General features: G+C 61.7%; 14 protein-coding genes. 7 read left to right on the top strand and 7 right to left on the bottom strand.

The window, feature by feature from the left end:
* Positions 1-26 precede the first annotated feature (26 nt).
* The 6 genes from RlegSU303_RS23550 to mepA form a co-directional block, all read right to left on the bottom strand.
* Positions 27-662 carry a 2,3-bisphosphoglycerate-dependent phosphoglycerate mutase gene (locus RlegSU303_RS23550; RefSeq protein WP_094086976.1) on the bottom strand — a complete coding sequence of 212 codons (636 nt, stop codon included), beginning with the start codon at positions 660-662 and terminating at the stop codon, positions 27-29.
* Positions 663-683: 21 nt separating this feature from the next.
* Positions 684-1,508 carry a 4-hydroxy-tetrahydrodipicolinate reductase gene (gene dapB, locus RlegSU303_RS23555; RefSeq protein ID WP_094086975.1) on the bottom strand — a complete coding sequence of 275 codons (825 nt, stop codon included), beginning with the start codon at positions 1,506-1,508 and terminating at the stop codon, positions 684-686.
* Between the two features lie 15 nt (positions 1,509-1,523).
* A complete protein-coding gene (locus RlegSU303_RS23560; protein WP_017962779.1) occupies positions 1,524-3,311 on the bottom strand; it encodes an ABC transporter ATP-binding protein in 1,788 nt (595 codons plus the stop codon).
* A gap of 147 nt (positions 3,312-3,458) precedes the next feature.
* A complete protein-coding gene (locus RlegSU303_RS23565) occupies positions 3,459-4,484 on the bottom strand; it encodes a glucokinase (RefSeq protein WP_094086974.1) in 1,026 nt (341 codons plus the stop codon).
* A 17-nt stretch (positions 4,485-4,501) separates the two neighbouring features.
* Positions 4,502-4,882, bottom strand: coding sequence for a methylglyoxal synthase (locus RlegSU303_RS23570; protein ID WP_131719750.1), 381 nt, complete (start codon positions 4,880-4,882; stop codon positions 4,502-4,504).
* Positions 4,883-4,968: 86 nt separating this feature from the next.
* A complete protein-coding gene (gene mepA / locus RlegSU303_RS23575; protein ID WP_094086972.1) occupies positions 4,969-6,045 on the bottom strand; it encodes a penicillin-insensitive murein endopeptidase in 1,077 nt (358 codons plus the stop codon).
* A gap of 262 nt (positions 6,046-6,307) precedes the next feature.
* On the opposite strand from mepA, the gene RlegSU303_RS23580 reads away from it, so the two are divergent.
* The 7 genes from RlegSU303_RS23580 (at position 6,308) to pncB (ending at position 15,058) form a co-directional block, all read left to right on the top strand.
* Positions 6,308-8,140 carry an extracellular solute-binding protein gene (locus tag RlegSU303_RS23580; protein ID WP_094086971.1) on the top strand — a complete coding sequence of 611 codons (1,833 nt, stop codon included), beginning with the start codon at positions 6,308-6,310 and terminating at the stop codon, positions 8,138-8,140.
* A 150-nt stretch (positions 8,141-8,290) separates the two neighbouring features.
* A complete protein-coding gene (locus tag RlegSU303_RS23585; protein ID WP_017962784.1) occupies positions 8,291-9,379 on the top strand; it encodes a microcin C ABC transporter permease YejB in 1,089 nt (362 codons plus the stop codon).
* Positions 9,379-10,527: an ABC transporter permease gene (locus RlegSU303_RS23590; protein ID WP_017962785.1), complete on the top strand. Its 1,149-nt coding sequence runs from the start codon at positions 9,379-9,381 to the stop codon at positions 10,525-10,527. The genes RlegSU303_RS23585 and RlegSU303_RS23590 overlap by 1 nt, the downstream gene beginning before the upstream one ends.
* On the top strand, positions 10,524-12,161 hold the full coding sequence (locus RlegSU303_RS23595) for an ABC transporter ATP-binding protein (protein WP_131719749.1): 1,638 nt from the start codon (positions 10,524-10,526) through the stop codon (positions 12,159-12,161). Before RlegSU303_RS23590 ends, RlegSU303_RS23595 begins: the two co-directional genes overlap by 4 nt.
* 9 nt (positions 12,162-12,170) lie before the next feature.
* A complete protein-coding gene (locus RlegSU303_RS23600) occupies positions 12,171-13,130 on the top strand; it encodes a 2-hydroxyacid dehydrogenase (RefSeq protein WP_131719748.1) in 960 nt (319 codons plus the stop codon).
* Positions 13,131-13,218: 88 nt separating this feature from the next.
* The gene (locus tag RlegSU303_RS23605) at positions 13,219-13,566 is read left to right on the top strand and encodes a hypothetical protein (protein ID WP_170269400.1); all 348 of its coding nucleotides are present in this window, start codon (positions 13,219-13,221) and stop codon (positions 13,564-13,566) included.
* 187 nt (positions 13,567-13,753) lie between these two features.
* Positions 13,754-15,058: a nicotinate phosphoribosyltransferase gene (gene pncB, locus RlegSU303_RS23610; protein WP_003544452.1), complete on the top strand. Its 1,305-nt coding sequence runs from the start codon at positions 13,754-13,756 to the stop codon at positions 15,056-15,058.
* Here the strand turns inward: pncB and RlegSU303_RS23615 are convergent.
* The gene (locus tag RlegSU303_RS23615; RefSeq protein WP_017962789.1) at positions 15,040-15,279 is read right to left on the bottom strand and encodes a CrpP-related protein; all 240 of its coding nucleotides are present in this window, start codon (positions 15,277-15,279) and stop codon (positions 15,040-15,042) included. The genes pncB and RlegSU303_RS23615 overlap by 19 nt on opposite strands.
* Between the last annotated feature and the right edge of the window lie 373 nt (positions 15,280-15,652).

Consider the following 15,652-nt stretch of genomic DNA (forward strand, 5'->3'; position numbering starts at 1 on the left):
CCGAAGCGGGGAAAGATCAGCTGAGATCAATGTGCGCCCGACATGTCGCCGAGCACTTCCTTGGACGCGACAGTGGAATCCGCCTTCAGCGTGTAGACCATCGGCACGCCGGTCGCGAGGTTGAGGGCAAGCACGCCTTCGCGGCTGAGCTTGTCGAGCACCATCACCAGCGAGCGCAGCGAATTGCCGTGCGCGGCAACCAGCACCTTCTCGCCCCTGAGCACGCGCGGCAAGATCTCCGTGAGGTAGTAGGGCCAGACGCGGGCGCCGGTGTCACGCAGGCTTTCACCGCCGGGAGGCGGCACGTCATAGGAACGGCGCCAGATATGCACCTGTTCCTCGCCCCATTTGGCGCGCGCATCGTCCTTGTTGAGACCGGAGAGGTCGCCGTAGTCGCGCTCGTTCAGCGCCTGGTCGCGGATCGTCAGGAGATCGGGCTGGCCGACCTTGTCGAGGATGAGCTTCAGCGTGTGCTGCGCACGCACCAGCACCGAGGTGTAGGCGACGTCGAATTTGATCCCGTAGTCCGCGAGTGCGGCACCGCCTGCATTAGCTTCCTGGATACCGAGCTCGGTCAGATCGGGATCCTTCCAGCCGGTGAAGAGATTCTTCAGGTTCCAGTCACTCTGGCCGTGGCGAACGAGGACGAGGGTACCGCTCATGAATTTGCCTCCGTAGTATCGTTATGAGGAAGAGAGCCCGAGCACGTCGAGCATGGAATAGAGACCCGGCTTCTTGTCACGCGCCCAGAGCGCCGCCTTGATGGCGCCGCGCGCAAAGATCGAGCGGTCGGCCGCACTGTGCGACAGGGTGACGATTTCACCTTCTCCGGCAAAAAGCACGGAATGTTCGCCGATGACGGAGCCGCCGCGCAGCGTCGCAAAGCCGATCGTGCCCGCCTCGCGGGCGCCCGTATGGCCGTCGCGCACCCGGACCGATTTCGAGGCAAGATCGATGCCGCGCCCTTTTGCCGCGGCCTCGCCGAGGAGAAGGGCTGTGCCTGAAGGCGCGTCCACCTTGTGCTTGTGGTGCATTTCCAGGATCTCGATATCCCAGTCGACAGGATCAAGCGCACGCGCTGCCTGCTCTGCGAGCACGCCGAGCAGATTGACCCCGAGGCTCATATTGCCTGACTTGACGACGCGCGCATGGCGGGCCGCCGCGGCGATCTTGGCATTGTCGTCGGGTAAACAGCCCGTCGTGCCGATGATATGGACGATGCGGGCCTGCGCGGCGAGGCCTGAAAATTCCACCGTTGCGGCAGGCGAGGTGAAGTCGAGCACGCCTTCGGCATCGAGAAAAGCGTTGAGCGGATCGTCGCCGATGATGACACCGGTCGGGCCGAGACCGGCGATCTCGCCGGCATCCTTACCGACGAAGGGCGAGCCGGCGCGCTCGACCGCGGCATGCAGGCTCACGCCCTCGATGGAATGGATGAGCCGGATCAGCGTCTGCCCCATGCGTCCTGCTGCGCCGACCACCACCAGTTTCATCGCAGCATCGCTCATGTCAGTCTCACCAGGTCAGTTTGAATCGGAGGCCGAAGGCCTCTGCAGGTTGTTGAGGCGAGCGTAAAGACCGTCGCTGACCTTCGCAAGCGTCTCGTGATTGCCTTCCTCGACGACGCGGCCCTGCTGCATGACGACGATCTTGTCGGCGCGCACCACGGTCGAAAGCCGATGGGCGATGACGACGACGGTGCGTCCGCTCATCGCTTCGTCGAGCGCTTTCTGCACGGCCGCCTCGGATTCGGTGTCGAGGGCCGAGGTCGCCTCGTCGAGAAGCAGGATCGGCGCATTGCGCACCAAAGCGCGCGCGATCGATAGCCGCTGGCGCTGGCCGCCCGAAAGCGTCACGCCGTTTTCGCCGACCGGTGTCTCGTAACCTTGCGGCTGTGCCGAGATGAAGTCATGCGCATAGGCAAGCCGGGCGGCCTCTTCCACCTCGGCATCGGTCGCTTCCGGCCGGCCATAGCGTATATTGTCGCGGATCGTGCCCTCGAACAGATAGGGCTGCTGCGAGACATAGGCGAGCTGCTGACGCAGCGACTTCTTGGTGATGTGGGCGATGTCCTGTCCGTCGATCAGGATTTCGCCCTCGCGCGGATCGTAGAAGCGCGGAATGAGGCTGATCACGGTGGACTTGCCGGCGCCGGAGGGACCGACCAGCGCAGTGGTCGCGCCGCCCTCGGCGGTGAAACTGACGCCGCTAAGCACGCTCTCATTGCCGTAGGCGAAGGAAACATTGCGGAATTCGATCCTTGCCTGCGTCACCGTCAGCGGCCGGGCATCCGGCAGGTCGCGCTGGCGCGGTTCCATGTCGAGCAGTTCATAGATCATCCGCGCATTCACGACGGCGCGCTCCATCTGCACCTGCAGGCGGGCAAGCCGGCGGGCCGGGTCATAGGCGAGCAGCAGCGCCGTGACGAAGGAGAAGAAGGCGCCCGGCGGCACATTGAAGTAGATCGAGCGGTAGGCGGCATAGGCAAGCACGCTGGCGACGGCAAAACCTGCGAAGCTTTCCGTCAGCGGAGAGGTGCGTTCGGAAAGCCGGGCAATCCGGTTCGCCCGGCTTTCGGCGCCCTTGATGAGCTTGTTGACCTTGCGTTCCAGTTCTTCTTCCATCGTGAAGGCTTTCACGATGGCGATGCCCTGGATCGTTTCCTGCATGGCGCCGAGAACATGGCTGTTCAGGTGCACCGCCTCGCGGGTCGCCGAGCGCAGCCGCTTGGAAACATAGCGCAGTGCATAAAGCAGCGGCGGCGCCATGATGAACACGGCAAGGCTGAGCAGCGGATCCTGGATGATCATCACGGCGAGCAGCGAAACGAAAGTCAGAAGGTCGCGCACCGTCGAGGTGATCGTCAGGTTGAGCACGTCGCGGATGCCGCTGACATTCTGGCTCACCTGCGCGGCGATATGGGCAGAGCGCGCCTCGCTGAAGAAGCCGACCGAAAGCGTCATCAGATGCGCATAGAGCCGGCGCTGGTAACGGGCGACGATATCGTTGCCGACCCTGGAAAGCGCCACCGCCTGGCCATAGCTCGCAAAACCGCGCAGCACGAAGGCGATGAAGATCGAAAGACAGATGATCCAGACGACGTCGGCGCGCCGATTGGCGAAGGCCTCGTCGATGATTGCCCGCATGATCCAGGCGGTAAACGCCGTCGAAAGCGCCACCACGATGAGGCAAGCGATCGCAAAGACATAGCCCCACAGATGGTCGCGGCCGTTTTCAGCGATGATGCGCTTCAGGATGCCGGTTACGGTATCGCTGCTGACGCTCTGCGTTCTGCTTTCCGCCGCTTCCAAATAGGGTTTCCTGTCTCGGGCCAAGCGCCCCACGAGGGCGACACGCACTTTTGCCGGGGTCTATAAAGAGTTGGGACCGGTTTGGCTAGAGCGCCGCGCGTCCGGATGGGACGCGCCAAGAACGCTCTATTGCCTTGGATGCCGAGCTTAGCGCCGCCAGCGGCGGCCTTCCGTCGAGACGCCGAAATTCGCCGGCATGCGCGCATAGGAGGAAAGCCCGGCAAGCGCCGCCAGCGGATGTGTCACCACATAGGTCGGGATGGTGCGAAGCAGCGCCGTATGCGGCGCCTTGTCCTCGAAGGCGATGCGGAATTCCGGCTTCTTCAGCGCCGGGATGATCTTCTGCGAAATCCCGCCTGAGAGATAGACGCCGCCGCGCGCCATGAACACCATCGCCATGTCGCCCGCCACGCGGCCGAGATAGGTGGCAAACAGCGAGACGGTCTCTATGGCTGCCTTGTCGCTGCCGGCAAGCGCGTGCGAGGTGATGTCGGCGGGATCCTTCATCGTCGGCTCGATGCCGTCGACCACGCAAATGGCATGGTAGAGGTTGACGAGGCCGCGCCCGCACAGGATCTGTTCGGCCGAAACGCGGCCTTCGATCGTCTCGATATGCGGGAAGATTTCATAATCGCGCTTGCTGCGCGGCCCGAGATCGACATGGCCGCCTTCGCCGGGAACCGGGATCCAGCTGTGCTGGGCATGCACGAGCCCGCCGACGCCGAGGCCGGTGCCCGGTCCGAGCACGACGCGGGAGGCGATCATGTCGCCGGTGGCGTCGCCGATGCGTTCGCGGTTTTCATCCGAAAGCGCGGCGATTGCCAGCGCCTGCGCCTCGAAATCGTTGACGACGAGCACATCCTCCATGCCGAGGCCCTCGATCATCGTCTTCGGCCGCACCACCCAGTCGCAATTGGTCAGCGGGATCTCGTCGTCGTTGATCGGGCCGGCGACGGCCAGGATCGCCGAGCGCGGCTGCACGGCGGTCTTGTCGAGCACGCCTTGCTGGATCGCTTCGTCGATCGTGGCGAAATCCGCCGTGCGCACGTTCGGAAACTGCTTCGGCTCGGCATAGGCATCGGTCAGGATGGAGAAGCGGGCATTCGTGCCGCCGATATCGCCGATCAGGATCGGGAAAGGCAGCGGAGCGGTGCTGTTGTTCGGTTTTGGCATGGCCGGTTCCGTGCTGATCAGGCTTCGAGTGTGGGAAGAAGTTTTATAGCGGTCGCGTGGTTGAGCGCCATCGGAATATCATAGACGATCGCCAGCCGCATCAGCACCTTCACGTCGACATCGTGCGGCATCGGCGTCAAAGGGTCGACGAAAAATATCAGGGCGTCGACCTCGCCGGTCGAAATCAGCGCGCCGATCTGCTGGTCGCCGCCGAGCGGGCCGCTTTTCAGCCTGACGACGTCAAGATCGGGAGCGGCGTCGAGCACCCGCGCGCCGGTCGTGCCGGTGGCGACGATCTTCCAGCGCGAGAGAAGATCCTGGTTGGCGCGGGCGAACGCCGCCATGTCGTCCTTCTTCTGGTCATGCGCGATCAGCGCAAGGCATTTGCCGCCGGCCATGAAGTGAATCTCCGCCCCAACCATTCAATCGATTTGACCGCTGTATACCAAGAATTTGCGATTTGAAAGACAGAGCATCCGCCCCTTCATTGGATCGCCGGCTTGTCGTTCGGAACTGGGCCGACATCCGGTAACGCGCCATCGGTGCCCTCAGCCGACGCGGCTGCCGGAGCGGCGGCGAGCGCGCTTGCGGCGGAGGGTCCACCATAGGTGGCGGCCTGCATCGAAGCAACGGAAGCGGCATTGAGCACGGAGGCGCAAGCGTTGGGCAGATCGGTGACCATCATCTCACGCGGCGGCTTCGGCGGCTTGGCGCCGGGCTTGGGCGGTTTCGGCGGCGCCCAAGGCGCCGGCGTGAACCAATAGGCAAGCGACTTGTCGCAGCCGTCGCCGGCGGGGACAGGAGCTTGCGGCGTGCATCCGGCAGCGCCCGGCGGGCATTTGATACGGATGTGGAAATGCGAGTCATGGCCGTATATCGGCCGGAGTTTACCAAGGTTGGTGCGGTCGCCGGCCCAGGTGTCGCACATCTTCTTCTTGATCGCCGGATTGACGAAGATGCGCTCCACTTCGGGATAGCTCGCCGCGAGCATCAGCAGCCGCGCGTGCGATTGCGTCCACACCTTGGGGTCGACGGTCAGGAACTTGCCCTTCTGCAGCATGGTGGTGAAGGGCAGATCCTGGCGCTCCTCGGCCGTCATGCGGCGCGCCGGCATCGGGCTAAACCAGATATCGGCATCGAGGCCAATCTGGTGCGAGGAATGGCCGTTGAGCATCGGCCCGCCGCGTGGTTGCGCGATATCGCCGACAAGGATGCCCGGCCAGCCGGCATATTTGACCGCATCCTGCGAAAACCGCTCCAAGAGCGCGATCATGGCCGGATTGCCCCAGCGACGGTTGCGCAAAAGCCGCATCGCCTGCCAGGTCGGCCCGTCGGTCGGCAGCGCCACCGCACCCGTCATGCAGCCCTTTGCGTAAAAGCCGATCGGCTGTGCCGGCCCCTGCGTCGGCAGGCCGACGGCGCCGAACTGCCCCTTGGCGCTGCCCGGGCTCGGCGTCTTCTGCTCAGCGCCGACGTCGCCAACGGCAAGGCCTACGCCGATCGCACCGGCGAGCGCCAGTGTGCCTAATGTCCTGAAAGCTTGGGCGAAGCCGAAAGCCATGCTGTTCCCTTAATTCGATGTCGAAGTGATTTGCACTCGAATCTATCCTGAAAAGCGATTTTGGTGAATCGATGATTTGCTGGACGGGCGCAGCGGGGGCCGGTGACGGAACGCCGCAGCGCCTCAGGCATTGACAGGAGCTGACCTTTGACAGGAGCTGGCGGCTCAAAATGTCGCGAGCCCGGCAAAAACCAGACTCTCTCCTGTTTTTCGCCCCTATTTCTCGTATTGTCGTATCCATCAATATTCAGGGGAAATGGGAATGGCGGCTTTGTGGTCGAAAATCGGTCTGTTTCTGTCGCTTGCGGGTGCTCTGGCGCCGCGGACGGCATTGGCTGAGGGCCAGCCGTTTCAGATCGGAAGCTCGGTCATCAGCGAGATGAAGTACAAGCCGGGCTTTACTCATTTCGACTATGTGAACCCTAATGCCCCGAAGGGTGGAGACCTGCGCCTCTCCGCGAGCGGGGCCTTCGACACCTTCAACCCGGTACTTGCCAAAGGCCAGGTGGGAGTAGGCCTGACGCTCGTATACGACACCTTGATGAAGGCGGCAGATGACGAGCTGCTTGTCTCCTACGGTTTGCTCGCCGAAGGGCTGTCCTTCCCCGCCGATGTCTCGAGCGCAACCTTTCGCCTGCGTAAGGAGGCAAAATGGGCAGATGGTCAGCCGGTCACGCCCGAGGATGTCATCTTCAGCCTGGACAAGACCAAGGAGCTAAACCCCCTTACCGCGAACTACTACCGGCACGTGGTGAAGGCCGAGAAGACCGGCGAACGCGACGTAACCTTCACTTTCGACGAAAAGAACAACCGCGAGCTCCCGAATATTCTCGGCCAGTTGGTCGTCGTGCCGAAACACTGGTGGGAGGGGCAAGGACCGGACGGCAAGCCCCGGGATATTTCAAAGACGACGCTTGAGCCGGTGATGGGATCCGGACCTTATAAGATTGCATCCTTCTCGCCTGGCGCGACGATCCGTTATGAACTGCGTGACGACTATTGGGGCAAGGACCTCAATGTGAATGTCGGCCAAAACAATTTCCGCAACGTCATCTACACCTATTTTGGTGATCGGGACGTCGAGTTCGAAGCCTTTCGCGCCGGCAATAGCGACTACTGGCAGGAAACCACGGCTGCCCGCTGGGCGACGGGATATGATTTCCCCGCAGTGAAGGAAGGACGCGTCAAGAAGGAAGAGGTTTCGAATCCGCTGCGTTCCACCGGTATCCTGCAGGCTCTGGTGCCGAATACGCGGCGCGACCTCTTTAAGGATCAGCGGGTACGCGAGGCGCTGAATTACGGCTTCGACTTTGAGGAGTTGAACCGCACGGTTGCCTTCAACAGCTACAAGCGCATCGACAGCTATTTCTGGAACACCGAACTCGCCTCATCAGGCCTGCCGCAGGGCCGTGAGTTGGAAATACTGCAGAGCATGAAGGACAAGGTTCCGCCTCAGGTTTTCACGACGCCGTATACCAATCCCGTCGGCGGCGACCCTCAGAAAAGTCGCGACAATCTCCGCAAGGCGATTGCTCTTCTGAAGGAAGCGGGATGGGAGCTTAAGGGCAATCGCATGGTCAATACCAAGACCGGCCAGCCGATGAGCTTCGAGATCCTGTTGTCGAGCCCGATGCTGGAGCGCTGGGCGGTGCCTTACGCCAGCAATCTGAAGAAAATCGGCATAGATGCGCGCGTGCGGACGGTCGACGCCTCGCAAGCCGTCAATCGCGAACGCAGCTTCGATTACGACATGATCTGGAATGTCTGGGCGCAGACGATGAACCCTGGCAACGAACAGTCCGACTATTGGGGCTCCGGTTCGGTCAATCAGCAGGGGTCTCAAAATTACGCAGGCATTGCCAATCCGGCTGTCGATGAGCTCATCCGCATGATCATATTCGCGCCGAACCGCGATGAACAGGTCGCGGCGATCAAGGCGATGGACAGGGTACTGCTTGCAAACCACTACGTCATCCCGCTGTTCTACCGCGGTACCCAGAACATCGTCTATTGGAACACGATCACCCATCCCGCCGAATTCCCGGCCTATAGCCTGGGCTTCCCCGATGCCTGGTGGTCGACCTCGGCGAAATGAGCGGGCTTGCATTGAAGGCGGCCTCGGCTCCAAATGGGGCAAGCGAATCACGACAAGCCGGTACGGCCGGCAAGGGAAGGCTGGCGGATTGAGCAGCATCGGACTGGACGGCAGGCAGACAAGAAGAAGATTTCCGGAGGCTGAAGGCTGATGGGCGCCTATGTCATTCGCCGCCTGCTTCTGATGATCCCGACCATCGTCGGCATCATGGCGATTTCCTTCATCGTCATTCAATTCGCACCGGGTGGCCCGGTCGAGCAGGTGATCGCCCAATTGACCGGCCAGGCCGATGGCGCCGATCAGCGCCTGTCCGGTGGCGGTGACCTGATGGGTGACGGAGGAGGGGACGAAGGCTCCAGATATCGCGGCGCCCAAGGGCTCGATCCTGAACTGATCGCCAAGCTCGAAAAACAGTTCGGCTTCGACAAGCCGCCGCTGACGCGTTTTGGCGAGATGATGTGGAATTACATCCGCTTCGATTTCGGCGAGAGCTTCTTCCGCAACACCTCCGTGCTCGACCTCATCAAGGAGAAGCTGCCGGTGTCGATCTCGCTCGGCATCTGGATCCTGATCTTCTCCTATGCGATCTCTATCCCGCTCGGCATTCGCAAGGCGGTCAAGGACGGATCGACCTTCGACGTCTGGACCTCGGGCGTCATCGTCGTCGGCTACGCCGTCCCGAGCTTCCTCTTTGGCATTCTGCTGATCGTGCTTTTCGCCGGCGGCTCCTTCTACGATTGGTTTCCGCTGCGGGGCCTGGTTTCCGACAATTTCGATCAGCTCGCCTGGTGGCAGAAGCCGCTCGATTATTTCTGGCACCTCACCCTGCCGCTGATCTCACTTTCGCTTGCAGCCTTCGCGACGACGACCTTGCTGACCAAGAATTCCTTCATCGAGGAAATCAAGAAGCAGTATGTCGTCACCGCCCGCGCCAAGGGTCTGAATGAGCGGCAGGTCCTTTACGGCCATATTTTCCGCAATGCCATGCTGATCATCATCGCCGGTTTCCCCGGCGCCTTCATCTCCGCCTTCTTCACCGGATCGCTGCTGATCGAAAATATCTTCTCGCTCGATGGCCTCGGCCGTCTCGGCTATCTCTCTGTGGTCAACCGGGATTATCCGATCGTCTTCGCCACACTCTACATCTTCTCGCTGCTCGGTCTGTTCGTCAGCTTGATTTCCGACCTGATCTACACCTGGATCGATCCGCGCATCGATTTCGAGCGGAGGGATGTCTGATGGACGCCGCCGCAAATCCTGTCACTGCAACCCCCGTCAAGCCGCCGCGCAAGGGGCTGCTGTCGCCGACGAACATCCGTCGCTGGAAAAATTTCCGGGCGAACGGCCGCGGCTACTGGTCGCTGTGGCTTTTCCTGCTGTTGTTCGGGCTCAGCCTGTTTGCAGAATTCCTCGCCAACGACCGGCCGGTCATCGCCTCCTACAAGGGCGAAATCCTATTTCCCGTGCTGATCGACTATCCCGAGGAGAAGTTCGGCGGCTTCCTGGCAGAAACCGACTACCGCTCCTCCGTCATTACCGACGAGATCAACGCCAATGGCTGGATGATCTGGCCGCCGATCCGTTATTCCTACCGCTCGGTCAATTCGAACATTCCGCATTCGGCGCCCACCGCCCCGTTCTGGCTGATGACGAAGGAGGAGCGCTGCGCCGGCTATCCGCAAGGGATGAACGATCCCGCCTGCACCCTCGGCAATCTCAACTGGCTCGGCACCGATGACCAGGCCCGAGACGTGCTCGCCCGCGTCATCTATGGTTTCCGCATATCGGTGCTCTTCGGCCTGGCGCTCACCATCTGCTCGGCGATCATCGGCGTCACGGCAGGTGCGGTGCAGGGCTATTTCGGCGGCTGGACCGACCTCCTGCTGCAGCGTCTCATCGAAATCTGGTCGTCGATGCCGGTGCTTTACATCCTGCTGATCATCGCCGCCATTCTGCCGCCAGGCTTCTTCGTGCTGCTCGGCATCATGCTGCTCTTTTCCTGGGTCGGTTTCGTCGGCATCGTGCGCGCCGAATTCCTGCGCGCCCGTAATTTCGAATATGTCCGCGCCGCCCGCGCGCTCGGCGTCAACAACCGCACCATCATGTGGCGGCACATGCTGCCGAACGCCATGGTCGCGACGCTGACCTTCCTGCCCTTCATCCTCTCCGGCTCGATCACGACGCTGACCTCGCTCGATTTCCTCGGCTTCGGCATGCCGCCGGGGTCCCCCTCGCTCGGCGAGATGATCGCCCAAGGCAAGACCAATCTGCAGGCGCCGTGGCTCGGCCTGACGGCCTTCTTCACCATGTCGATCATGCTTTCCCTTTTGATCTTCATCGGCGAAGCCGTGCGCGATGCCTTCGATCCGAGGAAGACGTTTCAATGAGTGACATGACAGAACCGCTTCTTTCCGTCCGCGATCTCTCGGTTGCCTTTCATCAGGGCGGCGAAACCTCGCTCGCCGTCGATCGCATCTCTTTCGACATTGCCAAGGGCGAGGTTGTGGCGCTCGTCGGGGAATCCGGCTCCGGCAAGTCGGTCTCGGCCAATTCGATCCTGCGGCTTCTGCCTTATCCCTCCGCAAGCCATCCCTCCGGCGAAATCCTCTTCAAGGGCAAGGACCTTCTGAAGGCGTCGGAGCGGGCACTGCGGGAAGTGCGCGGCAACGACATCACCATGATCTTCCAGGAGCCGATGACCTCGCTCAATCCGCTTCATACGATCGAGAAGCAGATCGCCGAGATCCTAGCCCTGCACCAGGGCCTTACCGGCCAGCCGGCGCGTGAGCGCGTGCTGGAATTGCTGAACCAGGTCGGCATCCGCGAACCGGAAAAGCGGTTGAAGGCCTATCCGCACGAACTGTCAGGCGGCCAGCGCCAGCGCGTCATGATCGCCATGGCGCTCGCCAACCGGCCAGAATTGTTGATCGCCGACGAGCCGACCACCGCGCTCGACGTCACGGTGCAGGCGCAGATCCTCGAATTGCTCCGGCAGTTGAAGGCCGTCCACGGCATGTCGCTGCTGTTCATCACCCATGATCTCGGCATCGTCCGCAAATTCGCCGATCGCGTCTGCGTTATGACCAAGGGCAGGATCGTCGAAACCGGGACGGTCGCGGAGGTCTTCGCCAATCCCAAGCACGACTATACCCGCCACCTTCTCGCTTCCGAACCGCGCGGCGAGCCGCCGCTTGCCGATCCGTCGAAACCATTGGTGATGGAAGGTTCGGATATCCGCGTCTGGTTCCCGATCAAAGCAGGGCTGATGCGCCGCGTTGTCGATCACGTGAAGGCCGTCGATGGCATCGATCTTTCGCTGCGCGCCGGCCAGACCCTCGGCGTCGTCGGCGAATCCGGTTCCGGCAAGACCACGCTCGGCCTGGCGCTCACCCGGCTGATCTCCTCGCAAGGGCGAATTGCCTTTGTCGGCAAGGATATAGCCGGCTATTCATTCAGCGAGATGCGGCCGCTGCGCAACCAGCTGCAGGTCGTCTTTCAGGATCCCTATGGATCGCTCAGCCCCCGCATGTCGGTCGGCGATATCGTCGCCGAAGGGCTGAAGGTGCATGAGCGCTCGCTGACATCAGAAGAACGCGATCAGCGCGTCTGCTGGGCGCTGGAGGAGGTGGGTCTCGATCCCCTGACCCGCTGGCGTTACCCGCACGAATTCTCCGGCGGCCAGCGCCAGCGCATCGCCATTGCCCGGGCCATGGTGTTGAAGCCACGCTTCGTCATGCTTGACGAGCCGACCTCCGCGCTCGACATGAGCGTGCAGGCCCAGGTGGTCGATCTCCTGCGCGATCTGCAGAAGAAGCACGATCTCGCCTATCTCTTCATCAGCCACGACCTGAAGGTAGTGAAGGCGCTCGCCAACGACGTCATCGTCATGCGTTTCGGCAAGGTAGTGGAGCAGGGACCGTCGGCGGAAATCTTCCGCGCGCCGAAGGACGATTACACCAGGGCGCTGATGGCCGCCGCTTTCAACATCGAGGCGGTGCCGACACCCGCCGTACAGCAATAAAAGAAGATCATGCCCGCAACTCCTCCCGTTCTCGTCGATATCAAGTTCAACCCCGAAGGCGTCGCCCGCGTGCTGAAGACTGCCTTTGCCGACCGCGGCAGCATCAATCTCGCCGATCCGGCCGATCGCACACGCGATCTCCGCGATGTCGAATATGCGCTTCTCTGGAAACCGGATGCCGACCTTTTCGCGCGGGCGCCGAACCTCAAGGCGATCTTCTCGGGAGGCGCCGGCGTCGACCATATCATCGGCTTGGACGGCCTGCCTGAGATCCCGATCGTGCGCTTCGTCGACCGCAGCCTGACGACCCGCATGAGCGAATGGGTGGTCATGCAATGCCTGATGCATCTGCGCGGGCAATACACCCATGACAGCCACCAGCGGCGGCGTGAATGGGCCAAACTGATCGCGCCGGAGGCGGCAGAGGTGACGGTTGGCGTCATGGGTCTCGGCATTCTCGGGCAAGATGCGGTCGCCAAGCTGCGAGTGATGGGTTTCAACGTCATCGGCTGGTCGCGCAGCCGTAAGCAGATCGCCGGCGCCGAAACCTTCGATGCCAGCGAGTTGGATAATTTCCTCGCAAGGACCGACATCCTCGTCGGCCTGCTGCCGCTGACGCCTGAAACATCAGGCTTTTATGACGCCGGGCTGTTTGCGAGGCTGCGCCGCAACTGCGCGCTTGGGAAGCCGGTCTTCATCAATGCCGGCCGCGGTAAAAGCCAGGTCGAGGCCGATATCGTGTCCGCCATCCGTGACGGCACCCTCGGCGGCGCTTCCCTCGATGTCTTTGAGGCGGAGCCGCTTGCATCAGACAACCCGTTGTGGGAATTGCAGAACGTCTTCATCACGCCGCACGACGCGGCCGTCTCTGAAGAAAACGCGCTGTTCCGTCATGTCGAGACGCAGATCGCCCGCTTCGAGCGCGGCGAGCCGCTGCAATTCGTGGTCGACCGCGCCGCCGGCTATTGAGCTTTCGGAACCTTCCAGACAGCCACCCGTTTCCTTAGCGGAAATTCTTCGCGGCCGGATCGGCCCGTCAAGACAGCGGAAGGAGACGATGATGGCCCATCAGACGGAAACACGCTGGGAAAAGTCGGACGGCAAGCTTCACAAGGAAGAGCAGATCCCGCCGGTGAAGGCAAGGCAGGGACGCATGGGTTATCGCATCCTGACGGTGCTGATCGTCGCGTTGGTGCTTGCCTTCGTGGTTTGGATCCCGGTCGAAATCTGGGGCAATCGCGAGGCAGACGAAGTGGCACCGCAACAGCCGGGTCAGCAGCTTCAGTCGCAGCAGCCTGCTCCGGCTCCCGCGCCGACGCCACAGAACGGTACTGCCGTTCCAACTGAAACGCCGAACACCACGCCGGCCGCTCCGAATGTGGCGCCTGCAACTCCGGCCCAATAATCGTGAGCAAAACCATGTTCACGTCCCGTCGCGGCACCGCGGCGGGACGTTCATTGTTTTGTCTGGACTTTAGTCGCCGATTTTTCGATAAGAAGGCGCACGAGCCGGTTTTGTGCGCCGGCTGGGAACTTGGCAGTACCCGGGGATTTGGCAGCACCTGACCGGAGTGGACAGGGGCGGGAGTTTGATGGCCAGGACCGATATCGCAAGACGCGTCTACAATCACGCCTGGAAACTCGATCCGATCATCCGCAGTCTGATCGATACCGACTTCTACAAGCTTTTGATGCTGCAGATGATCTGGAAGCTCTATCCGGACGTGAATGCTTCGTTCACCCTCATCAACCGCACCAAGCGGGTGCGTCTGGCCGAGGAGCTCGACGAAGGCGAGCTGCGCGAACAGCTCGATCATGCCCGCACGCTGAGACTTTCCAAGAAGGAGATGATCTGGCTTGCGGGTAACAGCTTCTATGGTCGCGCGCAGATCTTCGAACCGGAATTCCTTGCCTGGCTTTCCAATTTCCAGCTTCCCGAATACGAGCTGTCGAAGAAGGACGGCCAGTATGTGTTGGATTTCCACGGATCGTGGAAGGAAACCACCATGTGGGAAATCCCGGCGCTCGCCATCGTCAACGAGCTACGCTCGCGCTCCGCGATGAAGGCGCTCGGTCCATTCACCCTCGATGTGCTCTATGCTCGCGCCAAGGCGAAGATGTGGTCGAAGGTCGAGCGGCTGAAGGAATTGCCGGGCTTGCGTATCTCCGATTTCGGCACCCGCCGCCGCCACAGTTTCCTCTGGCAGCGCTGGTGCGTCGAGGCGCTGAAGGAAGGCATCGGCCCGGCCTTTGCCGGTACCAGCAACGTATTGCTGGCTATGGATTCCGATCTCGAGGCCGTCGGCACCAATGCTCACGAGCTGCCGATGGTGGCTGCCGCCCTGGCCGAAACCGACGAGCAGCTCCGCAACGCGCCTTACAAGATCCTGCGCGATTGGAACAAGCTCTATGGCGGCAACCTTCTGATCGTGCTGCCGGATGCCTTCGGCACTGCTGCTTTCCTGCGCGACGCGCCGGAATGGGTCGCCGACTGGACCGGCTTCCGCCCGGACAGTGCCCCGCCGATCGAAGGCGGCGAGAAGATTATCGATTGGTGGAAGAAGATGGGCCGCGATCCGCGCCAGAAGCTGCTGATCTTCTCCGACGGTCTCGATGTCGATGCCATTATCGATACCTACCGGCATTTCGAAGGCCGCGTGCGCATGAGTTTCGGTTGGGGCACGAACCTGACGAACGATTTTTCCGGCTGCGCGCCGATCGAGATCTCCGGTCTCAACCCGATCTCCGTCGTCTGCAAGGTCAGCGACGCCAACGGCCGTCCGGCGGTGAAGCTCTCCGACAACCCGCAGAAGGCGACCGGCGACCCGGCCGAGGTCGAACGGTACCTGAAATTCTTCGGCGCCGAGGACAGGATCGATCAGACCGTTCTGGTGTAGGTCTGGGCCAATGTGCCGCTATCCCGGGGCATATTGATGTGCCCCGCCATCGCATCCTCGATCGACCAACCGAAGCGCCAGGCGTCGAACATCGAGTACCATTCCTGGAAATCGGCGATCGGCAGGATATCCGGCTTCGACATCGGATTGTCGGCCAGACTGCGGCCACGCGCACGGTCCCGTGCGCCACGCTCCTGCATCTCAAGCAGAGTCTCGAACATCGTCACCCCTTGGTCCTATCCAATAGATTTATGCAATCATGCTAATAAAGCATTGTCGAGTCCGGATTCGATTATTGGGGTTTTTCACAGGATTAGCCCCAAATCGCTAGTTCAGGGGATGATGAGGTCGCAGCCGTTCCGGGTCATTTCATCAGACAAACAGAGCATGGCGGCGTCCGAGAGCCGCTCATGCGCTTCGCCATCACGCACAACGAGCACCGGTGACGGGGAGGCTCGGCTTCCTGGCTGGGGTCCGCCGCCGAGCCTCCCGGCTGGCCGACCTTGAACAAGCCGGCAGCGCCGACACGTTGCCGCTTTCCCGCAGGGGCGATCCAACCAAGATGATATCGAGGGCTAACAGCCGGTTAATATC

This window comes from Rhizobium sp. SU303, from assembly GCF_021052345.1.
Lineage (GTDB): Bacteria > Pseudomonadota > Alphaproteobacteria > Rhizobiales > Rhizobiaceae > Rhizobium > Rhizobium laguerreae.

Bases quoted from the DNA above. Each gene is read 5' to 3' on its own strand.
- RlegSU303_RS23550 (WP_094086976.1), bottom strand. From the start codon at position 662: ATGAGCGGTACCCTCGTCCTCGTTCGCCACGGCCAGAGTGACTGGAAC.
- dapB (WP_094086975.1), bottom strand. From the start codon at position 1,508: ATGAGCGATGCTGCGATGAAACTGGTGGTGGTCGGCGCAGCAGGACGC.
- RlegSU303_RS23565 (WP_094086974.1), bottom strand. From the start codon at position 4,484: ATGCCAAAACCGAACAACAGCACCGCTCCGCTGCCTTTCCCGATCCTG.
- RlegSU303_RS23570 (WP_131719750.1), bottom strand. From the start codon at position 4,882: ATGGCCGGCGGCAAATGCCTTGCGCTGATCGCGCATGACCAGAAGAAG.
- mepA (WP_094086972.1), bottom strand. From the start codon at position 6,045: ATGGCTTTCGGCTTCGCCCAAGCTTTCAGGACATTAGGCACACTGGCG.
- RlegSU303_RS23580 (WP_094086971.1), top strand. From the start codon at position 6,308: ATGGCGGCTTTGTGGTCGAAAATCGGTCTGTTTCTGTCGCTTGCGGGT.
- RlegSU303_RS23585 (WP_017962784.1), top strand. From the start codon at position 8,291: ATGGGCGCCTATGTCATTCGCCGCCTGCTTCTGATGATCCCGACCATC.
- RlegSU303_RS23590 (WP_017962785.1), top strand. From the start codon at position 9,379: ATGGACGCCGCCGCAAATCCTGTCACTGCAACCCCCGTCAAGCCGCCG.
- RlegSU303_RS23595 (WP_131719749.1), top strand. From the start codon at position 10,524: ATGAGTGACATGACAGAACCGCTTCTTTCCGTCCGCGATCTCTCGGTT.
- RlegSU303_RS23600 (WP_131719748.1), top strand. From the start codon at position 12,171: ATGCCCGCAACTCCTCCCGTTCTCGTCGATATCAAGTTCAACCCCGAA.
- RlegSU303_RS23605 (WP_170269400.1), top strand. From the start codon at position 13,219: ATGATGGCCCATCAGACGGAAACACGCTGGGAAAAGTCGGACGGCAAG.
- pncB (WP_003544452.1), top strand. From the start codon at position 13,754: ATGGCCAGGACCGATATCGCAAGACGCGTCTACAATCACGCCTGGAAA.
- RlegSU303_RS23615 (WP_017962789.1), bottom strand. From the start codon at position 15,279: ATGTTCGAGACTCTGCTTGAGATGCAGGAGCGTGGCGCACGGGACCGT.